Below are 14,566 nucleotides of genomic sequence, written 5' to 3' on the forward strand. Positions count from 1 at the left end.
TACCGGCGATTGAACCGCGAGACTATCGCGCAAGCACTCACGATCGCTCAGCCAGATGGCAAGACTTCTCGGAATCGTTTTGATTTGGCTCTTTGGATCGGCTTTCCTTTTCGCAGGCGTCAATATCAACGAGCCCTACCTGATTTCGCTGCGCGGCTCGGGAGCCGTTGCTCTTGGCAGTACCAGCATCGTTGTCGTTATCTTTCTGATCAAGCATGGATACTGGAATCGGCGAGCCATCACGGCAAGAATACTGATTCTACTATGGTGTCTGCCGTCAGTGGCAATGCTGCGCGCGCACGCATCGTTTGAAGTCCGCAAGCGAAATGTCCTGCAAACCGACCCCATGCGCGGGCATATACTGGGGCGGCATTTCGTCGTGGGCTATTCATCGTTCGATGAAGTGGCATCGTTAGTCGAAAAAGGCTTGATTGCAGGAATCTATATTACCCGGCACAATATCGCCGAGCAGACAACGCAGGCGTTGAGGTCCGAGATTGCCGCGCTACAGGACAAGCGCCGCGCCGCTGGTCTGCCGCCTTTGATCGTCGCTGCCGATCAAGAGGGTGGCATCGTTTCCCACCTGTCGCCGCCACTGACCACACTGCCCGCGTTATCCACGCTGGCAGACCTGCCCTCGGAGACTCGGGCAAAGAGGGCTGAAGACTTCGGGCGCATTCACGGGCGTGAATTAGCGGCACTCGGTGTGAACCTTGATTTTGCCCCGGTCCTCGACCTGCGCCCCGCGTCAAGCCACAGCCGATTTGATTTCAACACGCTTATCAGCCAGCGCGCAATATCCAGCGATCCGGACACGGTCACGGATGTTGGTCTGGCTTATATACGTGGCCTCGACTCGTTCGGTGTAGGGGCGACTGTGAAACATTTCCCCGGATTGGGCCGCGTGCGCACCGATACCCATCATTTTAGCGCCGCCCTTGATACGCCGCTGGCGGACCTCGAAGCTTCCGACTGGCGCCCTTTCCGGGACGTCTTGGCGGGTTCGCGCGCGCAACTCATGATCGGGCATGTCACGTTGACGGCGATTGACCCGGATCATCCGGCATCGCATTCCAAACGTATCATCAGCGGAATCGTTCGCGAGAGATGGAACTACCAGGGTGTGATCATTACCGACGATTTGGTGATGGGCGCGATCTATCGGCACAACGTCTGCACGGCCGTCGTTGAGGCGCTCAACGCGAGCGTGGACCTGCTGCTCGTCGCTTTCGACGGTTCGCAATTCTATCGGCTCTTTGGGTGTGCGTCGGACGCATTCGAGCATGGAAGGCTTGATACCGGGATGCTGCTTGACAGCGAGGTGAGGTTGAAGCGCAGTTTCGCGGCAGACTAGAGGGTCTGAAAATAACCCTTTCCGATTGTCGGATACCGATAGCCGTGGCCAAAGATCCGAACGCATCTTGAACAATTAGTGATCAGGCGATAAACACCAAGCATGCTCGTCCGTCTAAAGACGGTAACAAGAGACGAGCGAGGAACGCCAAAATGGCTGATGCCGGCCGGAAGCCGAACGCAGGCCAGCCCTTGGGACTGGATAAGGACGACCGCGCCTATGCCGCCATGATTGCGCGCGCCAAGGCACTGATTCCGGCCTTGTGCGATCGCGCTTCGCGGACCGAGGAGCTTCGGCGCCTGCCGCCGGAGACCGAGCGCGACTTGCATGAATCGGGTTTGTTTCGGATCGTGCAGCCGAAGCGGGTGGGCGGCGCCGAGTTCGATTATGTCGCGTTGGTTGATTCCGCCGACGTGATCGGACGGGCGGATGCGTCGGTGGCCTGGAATCTCGCGAATCTCGCCAGCCATCACTGGATGCTGGCTATGTTCGACAAACGCGCCCAGGATCTCGTCTGGAGCAAGGATGCCAACGCATTGATCGCTTCCTCCTTCATTTTTCCGGCAGGCCGCGCCAAAAAGGTGGACGGCGGATATGTGTTGCGGGGGTGCTGGCCGTTTTCGTCAGGGGTAGATTCCAGTGAATGGAACATGCTTGCCAGCGTTGTTTCATCCGACGATGAGGCGGACGGCATCGAGTACCGGATCTTCCTTGTCAACAAGAGCCACTACAAGATACTCGATACCTGGTACGCGACCGGATTGAGAGGGACGGGATCGAACGATGTCGAGGTCAACGATGCCTTTGTCGCCGACTTCATGACCCTGGCGGTGAGCGATTTGGACGGTGGCCCCACGCCCGGGAGCGCCGTCAATCCCAATGCGCTTTATGTGCTGCCGGTGTTTTCGTTGTTTCCCTATGTGCTTTCCGGTGTGGCACTCGGAAACGCGCAGGCTTGTCTGGACGACTATGTCGATATCGCACGCCATCGCGCTTCGACCTACAATCGCGCCAAGATCGGCGACCTCCAGAGCACGCAGATCAAGATCGCGGAAGCCTCTGCCAAGATAGATGCGGCTCGCCTGATCATGCGTTCGACCTGTATCGAGGCGATGGCCGGTGCGAGAAGCGGTCACGTTCCTGATATCGCCGCCAAGACCAAATCGCGCCGCGATGGGGCTTTTGCCGTCAATCTCTGCACCGAAGCCGTATCGCTGTTGTTCGCGGCAAGCGGCGCGCGGGGCCTGTTCACCACAGGTGTATTGCAGCGGCAGTTCCGTGATGCCCACGCGATCAATTCGCACATCGCCTTCAATTTCGATGCGGCGGGGACCAACTACGGTCGGGTGGCGCTTGGCCTGCCTTCCGAAAACCTGACGCTTTGAGACTACGGATGACCGACGCTCCAAAGCATCCGACCGAACCGGATCCGGCTAACGAACTGGCCAGCGATCATTCACCCATAGATCCGAGGGATTTCCGTAACGCGCTCGGTACCTATGCCACGGGCGTCACCATCATCACGGCGATCGCGGCCGACGGAAAGCCTTATGGCCTGACGTGCAATTCGTTTGCGTCGGTGTCGCTGAACCCACCGCTGGTGCTATGGAGTCTGGGGATGTTCTCTCAGCGATTAAACGTCTTCCAAAACGCCAGTCACTTCGCGGTCAATGTACTCGGCGTATCGCAGCAGGCGCTGGCGTCCAGATTCGCCAAGTCCGCGGAGGAAAAATTTGCTGGTATCGAATGGACGCCGGGCCTCGGCGGCGCGCCGCTGCTTGCGGATAGTGTGGCAAATTTTCAGTGCCGTGCTGCCAACCGATATTATGGCGGCGACCACGTAATCTTCCTGGGTGCGGTCGAGGCCTATTCGTACAATCGGCAGGAGCCGCTGTTGTTTGCCCGCGGCGGGTACGGCCGGTTTCTCGGGGCTGGCGGCGGTCCAGCGTCCAAGCCATGAAGAAGAAAGCGCCGCTCAAGCGGATTCGAGCGAAGCAGAAGCGGTTGTCCCCCGATGATCGCCGCAAGGAATTCGTCGCCAAGGCTACCGAATTTTTCTCCGAACAAGGATTTGGCGGTGGGACGCGTGATCTGGCGCGGCGGCTCGGCGTGACGCAGCCGCTGCTATATCGCTACTTTCCAAGTAAGGACGATCTGATCAAGGAAGTCTATCGCACGGTTTATCTCGAGCCGCTCGATACCGGCTGGGAGAAGCTGCTAACCGATCGCACCCGGCCGATCCGCGATCGGCTGCAGGAATTCTACAACGCCTACACGAACGTGCTCTTCACCCGCAAGTGGCTTCGAATCTATCTCTATTCAGGTCTGAAGGGGCTTGATATTAACCGGTGGTATGTCGGCGTCGTGCGGGACAAGATTCTGACGCGTATCATCAGGGAATGCCGTCACGAAGCGGGGCTTCCCGCGCAAAACAAACCGACCGCCTCCGAGCTGGAGGTCGCCTGGGTGTTTCACAGCGGGATATTCTATTATGGCGTACGCAAGTACATCTATGAATCGCCGGTGCTCGAAGACAAGGAGCAAATGATCAGCGATGCCCTGGATGTCTTTCTGGCCGGCTTCGGACGGGTATTTGCTGCGCCTGCGGCACCGAAGCGCGCGCCGGTGAAAGCGGTTGGTTGAGCCCACCATCCCAAACCAATGATAGCGGCTTTGATCATGCGCCGTTGCGCTTCCGACTATGATTTCGACATTTCGGTACGGTACCAGTCGCCGATTTCGCTTGCGGTCATCAGCGCGACGCCGTCATGGCTGATGACGTAGTCGAGCAATGCTTCCAGATACTTGATGCGATGAGGCACGCCGGTAATGTAGGGATGGATCGAGATCGCCATGATCCGCGCATTGGCCGCGCCCTCGAGGTAGAGCCGGTCGAACTGGTCGGTGCAACGTTTCAGAAATTGCTCGGAAGAAAGGTGTTGCAACGCGTGGATGACGATGTCGTTGGTTTCGACCGAATACGGAATGGTCGTGATGGTGCCGTGAGGCGTTGAGATATCCTGCGGAAGGTCGTCGATCACCCAATCCGCGACATATTCGATGCCGTTGAGGCGCAACAGATCGAGGGTCTCGTCGGTTTCCGTGAGACCCGGGCTTTCCCACGATCTGGGCGGCCTGCCACTGAATCTTGCGATTGTATCGACGGCCCGTTTGATAGCATCGCCCTGGTCTTCCAGCCTGTGCATCGGCCCCTGAACGAAGCCGTGGCCCATGAACTCGAAGCCCGCCTCAAGCGCCGCCGAAGCAACGCGAGGATAGGAGCTGCACACGTTGGCGTTCAAGGCCAGAGTGACCGGCATGTTGCGGTCGGTCAAAGCCTTGAACTGGCGCCAGAACCCGGCGCGCATGCCGTATTCATGCCATGACCAGTTAGGTACGTCCGGCAACAGCGGCTGTCCCATCGGCGGGCTCAACACGGTCCGCGGCATCGCGTTCTCGATCCGCCATTCCTCGACATTGAGGATGATCCATACCGCAAGTTTCTTGCCACCGGGCAATGTCAGCTTTGGTCGGTCGACTTGGGCCTGATAGGGGATGCGATCGGTCAGAGCCACGACGAATCCTTTTGACGGGCTGCGGACTATTCCGCGGCGTTGGATTGTTTGGAAATTCCCGCGTTGACCCGTGGCATCACCTTTTCGGCCATCAGGATCATGGATTGGCGGCCAAGTTCGCGATCTTTCCAATCCTTGCCTGCATATAGCAGCGTGCCGAACTTGCCGACATCGTCCTGGAAAGCCAGCACCTGATCGGCGACGCTCTCGGGAGTGCCATGGATGATCAGCCTGTCGCAGATCATCTCCAGCGTCACTTCCTCGTCGGGCTGATCGCGGCGCGTTTTGAACAACTCAATGCGGCCGTTGTTTTTCAGTTTGGTGAACAGCGAGCGATAGTAATAGACATAAGGCCCATCGGGATCGGTGGCATAGGCCTTGGCCGTTGCCGCGTCCTTGGCGACAAACACGCTCTTGGCGACACGCCAGTTCGCCGGATCGGCGGCGCGGCCAGCGCGTTCGCAGCCCTCGACATATTTCGGCCAATGGCTTTTCACCCAGGCCGGCATCAGGAAATTGGCTGAAATCGGATCCCAACCGCGCGCCGCGGCCTCGGTGACGCCTTTGGAAAACGGCGCAACCGCGGTGACGACGATGGGCGGATGCGGTCGCTGCAACGGCTGCGCAATGAACCCCTGGCCGATCTCCCTGATGAGCGTCTTCTGCGTCGAGATGTTCCAGTACTTTCCCTGGATATTATACGGCGGTTCGCTGGCCCAGATATCCAGCACCTGATTGATCGATTCGAGAAACATGGCGTTGCGGTCGGAGTCGAGATTGCCGAACAGTTCCGCGTCGGACAGCAGCCCCCCGGGGCTAATTCCGAAAATCAGGCGCCCGTCGAGCATGTGATCGAGCATCGCCATGGTTGCGGCGACGGTGGCCGGATGGGTATTGGGCATGTTGATCGTGCCGGTACCGAGCTTGATCTGCCGGGTGGCCGCCGCGATCCATGCAATAAACGCGATGCAGGAAGTGATGTTCTCGGCCTGGTCGGTGACATGTTCGCCGACATAGGCTTCCGTAAACCCCAGTTCATCAGCCAGCAGGAATGCTTCGCGGTCTTCGTGAAGCGAGAGTTTCCAGTCCTTGCCGAGGGGATGGATCGGCATTGTGAAGAAACCCAGATTCATCGCCTGCTCCTCCCGGGGGCTCTTTTGATGAGGCCGACCGCGCGGCGTCCGTGATATTATGACAGGTCCAAGGTCGAATGTTACGAAATAATCGTTCGATAAACAAACTTGACCTTTAAGGGCCGCCGCCTTCTAATCTCAAGCAAAATCAGCGTAAAGACCGGCCGGGGAGGTCACGTCAATGAAAGCCTCGGCTTTCAGTTATGCACGCGCAGGCAGCGTCGCGAACGCGCTGGAACTGCTCGTTGCATGCGGGGACAAGGCCAAGGTGCTGTCGGGCGGTCAGAGCCTGATGGCGGCGATGAATTTGCGCCTGATCTCTCCGGAACTCGTCGTCGATATCGGTGGGATCGCTGAGCTGCACGGCATCGCGGTCAGCAGTGGCGTGCTTCGGATCGGCGCGCTGACATGCCATGCCGATCTGCAGAAGTCGCCTGAGGTCGCCGCGCATGCGCCGCTGCTGACGGAAGCGATTGCCCATGTCGCTCATCCTGCGATCCGTAACAGGGGAACCATCGGCGGCAGCCTGGCGCATGCGGACCCTGCTTCCGAGCTGCCGGCCTGTGTGGTCGCGCTGAATGCAACTATTGTCATCGTCGGTCCGAACGGCGAACGACGGGTCGCGGCGGAGGAATTCTTCAAGGGAATTTACGAGACGGCCCTGTCCGCGCAGGAATTGCTCATAGCCGTCGAGGTGCCGGTCGAAAACGGGAACTCCAGGCACTTCTTTCATGAGTTCGCCCGGCGGCACGGGGACTACGCCATCGCAGGCCTCGCCACCCAGGCCGTCGTGGATGGCAATGTCTTCGCGGACCTGCGCATGGCCTTCTTTGCCGTCGGCGATCGGCCGGTATTGGCCCACGCGGCGAACGGGCTGGTCAACGTCGTCATCACCCCTGCAGTGCTGTCGCAAGCATCGGCGGCACTGGCTCAGGAGCTCGATCCTCAGCCGGACCAGCAGGCATCCGCTTCGATGCGGCGCCATCTGGCGAAGGTCCTGATGGCGCGTTGCGTGGCCGCGCTGCTGCCCCGCCACGACCTCGCTGCCGGGCAATCGAGATGACCGTTCCCATGCCGATCTCGCTCGAGGTCAACGGCGAGCGCGTCGACGCCCATGTTCTGCCCCGGCTCAACCTGGCGGATTTCCTGCGCGAACAGCTCGAGCTGACCGGAACCCATGTCGGCTGCGAGCACGGGGTTTGCGGTGCCTGCACGGTGCGCGTCAACGATGAAATCGTTCGCTCTTGCCTGATGCTGGCGGTGCAGGCGCACGGCACGTCTGTCCAGACCATCGAGGGACTTTCAGATAGCGGCGAGGTCGCCGATCTGCAGGCCGCGTTCCGCGATCGCAATGCCTTGCAATGCGGCTATTGTACGCCGGGGATGCTGATGGCGGCGCAGGATTTGCTGAAGCAGCAAGCCGAGCCGAGCCGCGAGCGGATCCGCGAGCATCTTTCCGGGAATTACTGTCGCTGTACCGGATACCAGGCCATCATCGACGCGGTCGAGACCACGGCGCGGGCACGCATGGGGCGTCGGCCGTGACGATAACCTCTGCCAATCCCGAAATTCTCTCGGAGCTCGATCGGCCGAACTCCTATATCGGCAAGGTGGTGCCGCGGCCGAACCTGGAGCGGCTGATGCAGGGACGCGGGCTCTATGTCAGCGACATGCAATTGCCGCGCATGGGGCACGTCGTATTCCTGCGCTCGCCGCATGCCCATGCCAAGATCGTTGGCATCGATCCGACCGAGGCTCGGCAGATGCCGGGCGTCATCGCCGTGGTCACCGGCCGCGAACTCGCGTCCGTGATCACCCCCTGGGTCGGCGTGCTCTCGCATCTGAAGGGGCTCAAATCGGCCCCGCAGCATGCCATTGCGATCGAACGCGCTTGCTGGCAGGGCGAAGCCGTCGCGGCAGTGGTGGCCAAGAGTCGGGCCGTTGCCGAGGACGCGGCGGAGATCGTGCGGGTCGACTATGAGGAACTCGAGGCGGTGACGGACATGCGCACCGCCCTCGATCCGGGAACTTTGGTCATCCATCCCTCGCTCGGCGACAATCTTGCCTTCGAACGTAACCTCGATGCCGGCGCCGTCGATGCGGCGTTTGCAGATTCCGACGAGGTGGTCGAAGCGGATTTCATCTTTGGCCGGCACACCGGCGTGACGCTCGAGCCGCGCGCGGTGGTCGCTGACTGGAACGCCGCCGAGGACAGGCTCACGATCTACCAGGGCACGCAGGCGCCACATATGGTGCAGAACATCGCGGCGCTGCATCTGCGGCTCGAAGAGTCGCAGGTTCGCGTGGTCTGCAAGGATGTCGGCGGCTCCTTCGGCATCAAGGTTCATATCTACGCCGACGAAATGGCGACCTATGCGCTTTCCAAAATGCTGCGCCGGCCGATCAAATTCGTCGCAGACCGCGTCGAAAGCTTCAACACCGACATTCATGCCCGCGACCACCGTTGCAAGGGCAGGATCGGCGTCAAGCGCGACGGAACCATCATGGCGTTTGAGATCGACGATCTCACCGGCATCGGCCCTTATTCGATGTACCCGCGCACCAGCGCGATCGAAGCCAACCAGGTCGTCAATCTGGTCGGCGGCCCCTACGTGACGAAGAATTATCGCGCCCGCGCCCGCGTCGTGTTCCAGAACAAGAACGTGATGTGCCAGTACCGCGCTGTCGGCCACCCCATCGCGTGCTCGGTGACGGAAGGTCTGGTGGACCTGGCCGCGACAAGGATCGGCATGGATCCGGTGGAAATTCGCCGCCGCAACCTCATTGCTGATGACGCCTATCCCTGCGCTTCGCCTTCCGGCCTGCGGTTCGAGCTGTTGTCGCATCACGCCGCGATGAACAAGCTGATGGCGATGATGGACTACGACGCGCTGCGCGCCGAACAGGCGGCGCTGCGCGAGAATAACATTCACCGCGGCATCGGCATTGCCAGTTTCATCGAGGTCACCAATCCGAGCGCCGCGTTTTACGGCGTCGGCGGTGCCCGCATCTCGTCGCAGGACGGCGTCGCCGTGCGGCTGGACGCGCAGGGTTCGGTGGTCTGCCAGACCAGCATTACCGAGCAGGGGCAGGGCTCGGAATCCCTCACGGCGCAGATCGTCGGCAGCGTGCTCGGCGTCTCGATGGAGCGGGTCCGCGTCATTTTGGGCGATACCGACAACACCCCCTATGGCGGCGGCACCTGGGCGTCGCGCGGCGCCGGCATCGGTGGCGAGGCGGCGCTTCAGGCAGCGAAGATCCTGCGCAAGAACATCCTCGATGTCGCTGCGGCCATCCTGCAGTCTTCGCCTGCCGAACTCGACATCATCAGCAACGCGGTCGTTAACGCGAGTGACGGATCGCCGCGCATCGACCTGCGCGAACTGGCCAGAATTGTCTATTTCCGTCCCGACACGCTGCCGCCCGGCATTCAACCGGAATTGATGGCCACTCGTCACTTTGTACCGCGCGAATATCCGTTCGCCTTCACCAACGGCGTTCAGGCCTCTTGGCTTGAGGTGGACACCGACACAGGTCTTGTAAAGCTGCTCCGGCATTGGGTGGTCGAGGACTGCGGCACCATCATCAATCCACAACTGGTCGATGAGCAGATCAGAGGCGGCGTGGTGCAGGGCCTCGGTGCGGCACTGTTCGAAAAATGCATCTACGATGAGCGCGGCCAGCTCACCAACGCCAATATGGCCGACTATCTGGTTCCGATGTCCGGCGAAATGCCTGACATCGACGTCGGTCACGTGGTGTCGCCGACCGCTGAGACCGAGTTGGGTGCCAAGGGCGCGGGCGAGGCCGGGACGGCGGGCGCGGCCGCCGCGGTCGCCAATGCGGTCAATGATGCGCTCAGGCCGTTCGGGGTTGCTGTCACGGAGATTCCCCTGACGCCGCAGGTGATCCTGACGGCGCTTGGGGTGGTCTAATCGAGGACGATGCCGACAAAGCCAAATACGAACGACAACCAGATCATGGGGCGCCACCGCACCGTGGAATCGCGCAGTGCGGCGTGGCGTGCAGATCGGCAAATGCAAGAACCCGCAAAGCCACTTCAGCGGGCCTTGATCTCAATCAGCGCTTTCTGCTTCAATCGGCAAACGCTGGAAATAGTTAATAGGCCGGCTTTGGGAGGAACATCATGAGCGTGCCAGTCCGGGCGATGCCGCCCAGCTCACCGCCTCCCGAATCGCCGCGCGGCCTGGCGCTGTTACGCGATCCGCTGCTCAACAAGGGCACGGCCTTCACGGAAGAAGAGCGCGACGCGTTCGGATTGCGCGGTTTCCTGCCTGCGCACGTGCTGTCGATGCAGGAGCAGGTCGAGCGTACCCTGATCAATCTGCGCAGCCTGCCGAGCGATTTGGAAAAATACATCGCGCTCAACGCGCTGCACGATCGCAACGAGGCACTGTTCTTCCGCGTCGTGTGCGACAACATCGACGAAATTCAGCCGCTGATCTACACCCCGACCGTCGGTCTCGCCTGCCAGCGGTTCGGCCTGATCTTCCAGCGTCCGCGCGGCATGTTCATTGGCGCCAATGATCGCGGACGGATTGGCGAACTGCTTGGCAACTGGCCTTATCAGGCGAAGCTGATCGTGGTGACCGATGGCGAGCGCATCCTGGGCCTCGGCGACCTCGGCGCCCATGGCATGGGCATTCCGGTCGGCAAGCTCTCGCTCTATTCGGCCTGTGCCGGCGTCCACCCCGAGCATTGCCTGCCCGTGATGCTGGACGTCGGCACCAACAACGAGGAGTTGCTGAACGATCCCTATTATATCGGCCTGCGTCAGAAGCGTATCAGCGGCGCCGCTTACGACGAGTTCGTTGACGAATTCATCACCGCCGCGCGCGAGACATTCCCCGGCGTGCTGATCCAGTTCGAGGATTTCGCCAATCATTCGGCGTTCCGGCTGCTCCATAAGTATCGCGATAAAACAAGCGTCTTCAACGACGACATCCAGGGAACGGCCGCGGTGGCGCTCGCAGGACTATTCTCGGCGCTGCGCGTGGGCGGCGGCAAGCTTGTCGATCAGACCGTGCTTTTTCTCGGTGCCGGCGAAGCCGCGACCGGCATCGCCGATCTCGTGGTTTCCGCCATGAGGGCAGAGGGGGCGTCCGAAGCCGATGCGATCAGGCGCAACTGGCTCGTGGACTCGCGCGGACTTGTTGTGAAGGACAGGCCGGGATTGACCGAGCACAAGCTTCGCTACGCACATGAGCATGCGCCGATCGGCGATTTCCTGACCGCGATCGAGACGCTGAAACCTACCGCGATCATCGGCGTTGCCGCGGTCGGCGGGGCCTTTACGCCCGAGGTGCTGCAGGCGATGGCGCGGATCAACCAGAGGCCGATCGTCTTCGCGCTCTCCAATCCTACCTCGAAAGCAGAATGTTCCGCCGAGGAGGCTTACCGCCACACCGGCGGTCGCGCGCTGTTCGCCTGCGGCAGCCCCTACGATCCGGTGGAGTTCGACGGCAAGACGTTCGTGCCGCGCCAGGGCAATAATTCATACATCTTCCCCGGCGTCGGCCTCGGAGCGATCGCGAGCGGGTCCAGGCGGGTGACCGACGAAATGTTCATGGCCGCCGCGCACACCCTGGCCTATCTCGTCAATGATGACGATATCGAGCAGGGCAGCCTCTACCCGGCGCTGCCGCGGATCCGTGAAGTATCGGCCCATATCGCCGCCGCCGTTGCGGAGGTTGCCTACAAGCGCGGTCTTGCGACCGGGCAGGCGCCCAACGATCTGATCGGATACATCGAGTCGCAGATGTACGACCCCCATTACTGACGTCACCCGACGCCGCCGGTCGGCGGGTCGGTTCATGAATCGTTCATTACATTATTTGGTTCAATTTTAATGACCTGGCCTCACACTGCCGACCTCGGGACCCGAAGCATTCGGGCGTAATTTACCAGGAGGTACAGTGAACAAGATTCTTGCAAAGTTTTGGGCTGACGAGTCGGCCGCGACTGCGATCGAATACGGTTTGATTGCCGCCGGCATCAGCCTGGCAATCATTGCCGTGGTCAACGGTCTGGGCACCAATCTCAACACCAAGTTCACGTCGATCAACACGTCGCTGAAATAATCCGCCTTCTTTCGGCGGACGATTTCACTGTGTACCTGGCGGTCGTTCGGATGCCGTTCTCAGCGGCGCAATTCTTCGTTAGCCCGTCCGCGAGCATTTGCGGGCGGGTTTGCATCTTTCCTACTTTGCAGCCGCGTTGGCGACGACGTTCTCCTGCCGGGTGGTGACAACCACCTTGATGGCATCCTCGACCCGATCCCGCGCGTAGCGCAGTGCGGTCGGCAGATCGGCGAGCGCGAAGGTATGGGTGTGAATTTTCGCCGCGTCGAACCGCTTTTCCGCCATTAGCGCCATCGCCCGCCGTGTGGCGCTGCGGCCTTCGCCGCGAATGCCGTAGACATAGATATTGTTCTTCACAAGATGGGCGATATCTGTGGTTACCGGGTCGTGCGGGAACGCCGCGAGGCATATCTTCCCGCCGCGATTGGCCATGTGAATGGCTTGATTGACTGTGCTCTCGGTGCCGGCACACTCCACGACATAATCCGCCCCGATGCCGCCGGTGAGATGTTTGACGACCTCGACCGCATTCTCTTCCGCGATATTGATGACGCGGTCCGCACCCAACTCCCTGCCGATTGCAAGCCGCCTGTTGCGCGTTCCCGTCAGGATGACCGGGCTCGCGCCCAGCGCCTTGGCGACGGCGACCGCGAGCAACCCGATCGGGCCCGGGCCGATCACGACTACGCTCTCGCCGGCCACCAGCCCGCCCAGTTCGGTCAATCCGTACATCGATGTCCCGGCGGTGACGACGAGGGTTGCCTCCGCATCGCTCATGGTGTCGGGCACCCGCGCCAGCGTGTTGATGTGATTGACGGCGTATTCGGCGAAACCGCCATCGGTGGTGAACCCGTTGGCGCGGTGACCCTTCTCGGGCTTGCCGTAGTTGAGGCACGAAGTGTACATGCCCTGTCGGCACCGCTTGCACTGACCGCAGCCGGCGTGGATCTCGACGCTGACCCGCTCGCCGATTTCGTACTCGTCGACATCCGGTCCAAGCGCCGCAACGGTGCCCATATATTCATGGCCCGGCGTGAAATTCTTGTTGAAGGGCAGGCCGCCGCCGATGCTCGCGGGCGAGCCGCCGTGGATGACCTCGAGGTCGGTCGCGCAGATCGCAACCGCGTCGATGCGAACCAGGACTTCGGCGCGTCCCGGTGAGGGGGTCGGTTTGTCGCGGAGAACAAGCTGGTCCGGGTCGCCCAAGACCCAGGCTTTCATCTGCGTGGGAACGGGAAGTTGGAGCGATGTTTTGACGCCTACCGGTTGGTACATGGGCGCGATCCTCTGCTGCCGAAATTTTCTACCCAAGATTACAATTATGATAAAATATCATTTATGGTTTATCAGGGCCGATGCCTCACCTGTTTTGTGCGGCCGACAGTTTATAGATTTCGAGCGCGTCGGCATCCGCGCCGCGCGCCGATTTGGCCAGCCTGAACAATTGCGCGGCAAGGCCGGCCATCGGCACCGGGCTCGATGTATTGCGGGCGACATCGATCACCGTATCCAGGTCCTTCAGCATCGTTGCGATATGGCCGAGCGGCGGCGAATGAATGCCCTGCGCCATGCGCGGCACGAACAATTGCAAGGGGATCGAATCCGCGAAGCCGCCGGCGAGCGCCTCCGGCAGCCGCGTGGCGTCGATCCCGGCATTCGTCGCAAGCCTTGTTGCCTCCGCCAGCACCGCCATGGCGCAGCCGACGATCACCTGGTTGCAGAGCTTTGTCATTTGGCCGGCACCTGATGGGCCCATATGCGTGAGCCGACGCGCCATGGCCAGAACATAGGGCCGCGCTCGTTCGACGTCGGCAGCATCGCCGCCGGCCATCACCGCGAGCGTGCCCTGTTCGGCACCCACGGTGCCGCCGGAAACCGGCGCATCGATCCAACCCATGCCGTTGGCCAGTCTCAGCCGCGCGGCGATGGCGCGCGCCGCATCGGGATGAATCGATGAGAAATCGACGACGAGCTTGCCGGCGCCGGCCACTGTCGCAAGGCCATCCGAGCCGAACACCACCTCTTCCACGGCTGCGGCGTCGGTGAGGCACATGAAGATGATGTCGGCACTCTCGGCTACATCGCGCGGAACGCCTGCGAGCTTCGCGCCAGCCTCCACCAGGGCAGTGGCCTTGCCGGTGGATCGGTTCCAGACCATGACGTCGTAGCCTGCCTCGAGCAGGCGCTGGCTCATGGGTAATCCCATCATCCCGAGTCCGAGATAGCCGAGCCTTTCGACTTTCGTCTTATCCTCCCCGCCGGCCCCCGCCATTCTCTATTCCTTTTCCCAGCCGTCGCCCAAAACACGTCCGGCATGCCGGCTTTTACCACACTCGAGGCTTTGTCGAGCGATTACCGGCAAGCCCGGTGGCTTGCCTCAATGTTTGAACCATGAAAGGTTTG

Annotated in this window: 13 protein-coding genes; 9 read left to right on the forward strand and 4 right to left on the reverse strand. The window is 61.1% G+C overall.

Annotation, left to right across the window (positions count from 1 at the left end):
• Nucleotides 1-55 precede the first annotated feature (55 nt).
• From VK804_RS32390 to VK804_RS32405, 4 genes are all read left to right on the forward strand, one after another.
• Entirely contained in the window at nt 56-1,354 is a 1,299-nt protein-coding gene (locus tag VK804_RS32390; protein WP_325752366.1) for a glycoside hydrolase family 3 N-terminal domain-containing protein, read from the forward strand.
• A gap of 152 nt (nt 1,355-1,506) precedes the next feature.
• Nucleotides 1,507-2,739 (forward strand): acyl-CoA dehydrogenase family protein, encoded by a 1,233-nt coding sequence (locus tag VK804_RS32395; RefSeq protein WP_325752367.1) that lies wholly within the window; start codon nt 1,507-1,509, stop codon nt 2,737-2,739.
• Nucleotides 2,740-2,747: 8 nt separating this feature from the next.
• Nucleotides 2,748-3,314 carry a flavin reductase family protein gene (locus tag VK804_RS32400; RefSeq protein ID WP_325752368.1) on the forward strand — a complete coding sequence of 189 codons (567 nt, stop codon included), beginning with the start codon at nt 2,748-2,750 and terminating at the stop codon, nt 3,312-3,314.
• Complete coding sequence (locus VK804_RS32405) at nt 3,311-3,997, forward strand: TetR/AcrR family transcriptional regulator (RefSeq protein ID WP_325752369.1); 687 nt, start codon at nt 3,311-3,313, stop codon at nt 3,995-3,997. Before VK804_RS32400 ends, VK804_RS32405 begins: the two co-directional genes overlap by 4 nt.
• Before the next feature lie 56 nt (nt 3,998-4,053).
• Here VK804_RS32405 and VK804_RS32410 read toward each other — a convergent pair whose 3' ends face one another.
• Both VK804_RS32410 and VK804_RS32415 read right to left on the reverse strand, forming a co-directional pair.
• Nucleotides 4,054-4,929, reverse strand: a complete 876-nt coding sequence (locus tag VK804_RS32410; RefSeq protein WP_325752370.1) for a polysaccharide deacetylase family protein — start codon at nt 4,927-4,929, stop codon at nt 4,054-4,056.
• Between the two features lie 26 nt (nt 4,930-4,955).
• Entirely contained in the window at nt 4,956-6,062 is a 1,107-nt protein-coding gene (locus VK804_RS32415) for an LLM class flavin-dependent oxidoreductase (protein WP_325752371.1), read from the reverse strand.
• Nucleotides 6,063-6,243: 181 nt separating this feature from the next.
• Here VK804_RS32415 and VK804_RS32420 point away from each other — a divergent pair, with 181 nt between their 5' ends.
• The 5 genes from VK804_RS32420 to VK804_RS32440 all read left to right on the forward strand — a co-directional run bounded on the left by VK804_RS32420 (nt 6,244) and on the right by VK804_RS32440 (nt 12,163).
• On the forward strand, nt 6,244-7,125 hold the full coding sequence (locus tag VK804_RS32420; RefSeq protein ID WP_325752372.1) for a xanthine dehydrogenase family protein subunit M: 882 nt from the start codon (nt 6,244-6,246) through the stop codon (nt 7,123-7,125).
• A complete protein-coding gene (locus VK804_RS32425; RefSeq protein ID WP_325752373.1) occupies nt 7,122-7,607 on the forward strand; it encodes a (2Fe-2S)-binding protein in 486 nt (161 codons plus the stop codon). The genes VK804_RS32420 and VK804_RS32425 overlap by 4 nt, the downstream gene beginning before the upstream one ends.
• Nucleotides 7,604-9,997, forward strand: coding sequence for a xanthine dehydrogenase family protein molybdopterin-binding subunit (locus tag VK804_RS32430; RefSeq protein WP_325752374.1), 2,394 nt, complete (start codon nt 7,604-7,606; stop codon nt 9,995-9,997). The genes VK804_RS32425 and VK804_RS32430 overlap by 4 nt, the downstream gene beginning before the upstream one ends.
• A 272-nt stretch (nt 9,998-10,269) precedes the next feature.
• On the forward strand, nt 10,270-11,862 hold the full coding sequence (locus VK804_RS32435) for an NAD-dependent malic enzyme (RefSeq protein ID WP_325752400.1): 1,593 nt from the start codon (nt 10,270-10,272) through the stop codon (nt 11,860-11,862).
• 145 nt (nt 11,863-12,007) lie between these two features.
• The gene (locus VK804_RS32440; protein WP_414642877.1) at nt 12,008-12,163 is read left to right on the forward strand and encodes a Flp family type IVb pilin; all 156 of its coding nucleotides are present in this window, start codon (nt 12,008-12,010) and stop codon (nt 12,161-12,163) included.
• A gap of 120 nt (nt 12,164-12,283) precedes the next feature.
• Here VK804_RS32440 and VK804_RS32445 read toward each other — a convergent pair whose 3' ends face one another.
• Both VK804_RS32445 and VK804_RS32450 read right to left on the reverse strand, forming a co-directional pair.
• Nucleotides 12,284-13,438 carry a zinc-dependent alcohol dehydrogenase gene (locus tag VK804_RS32445; protein ID WP_325752376.1) on the reverse strand — a complete coding sequence of 385 codons (1,155 nt, stop codon included), beginning with the start codon at nt 13,436-13,438 and terminating at the stop codon, nt 12,284-12,286.
• An 85-nt stretch (nt 13,439-13,523) separates the two neighbouring features.
• Nucleotides 13,524-14,435, reverse strand: a complete 912-nt coding sequence (locus VK804_RS32450; protein ID WP_325752377.1) for an NAD(P)-dependent oxidoreductase — start codon at nt 14,433-14,435, stop codon at nt 13,524-13,526.
• Nucleotides 14,436-14,566 lie beyond the last annotated feature (131 nt).

The sequence above is a fragment of the Bradyrhizobium sp. genome (genome assembly GCF_035484855.1).
In the GTDB taxonomy this organism is placed as follows: Bacteria; Pseudomonadota; Alphaproteobacteria; order Rhizobiales; family Xanthobacteraceae; genus Bradyrhizobium.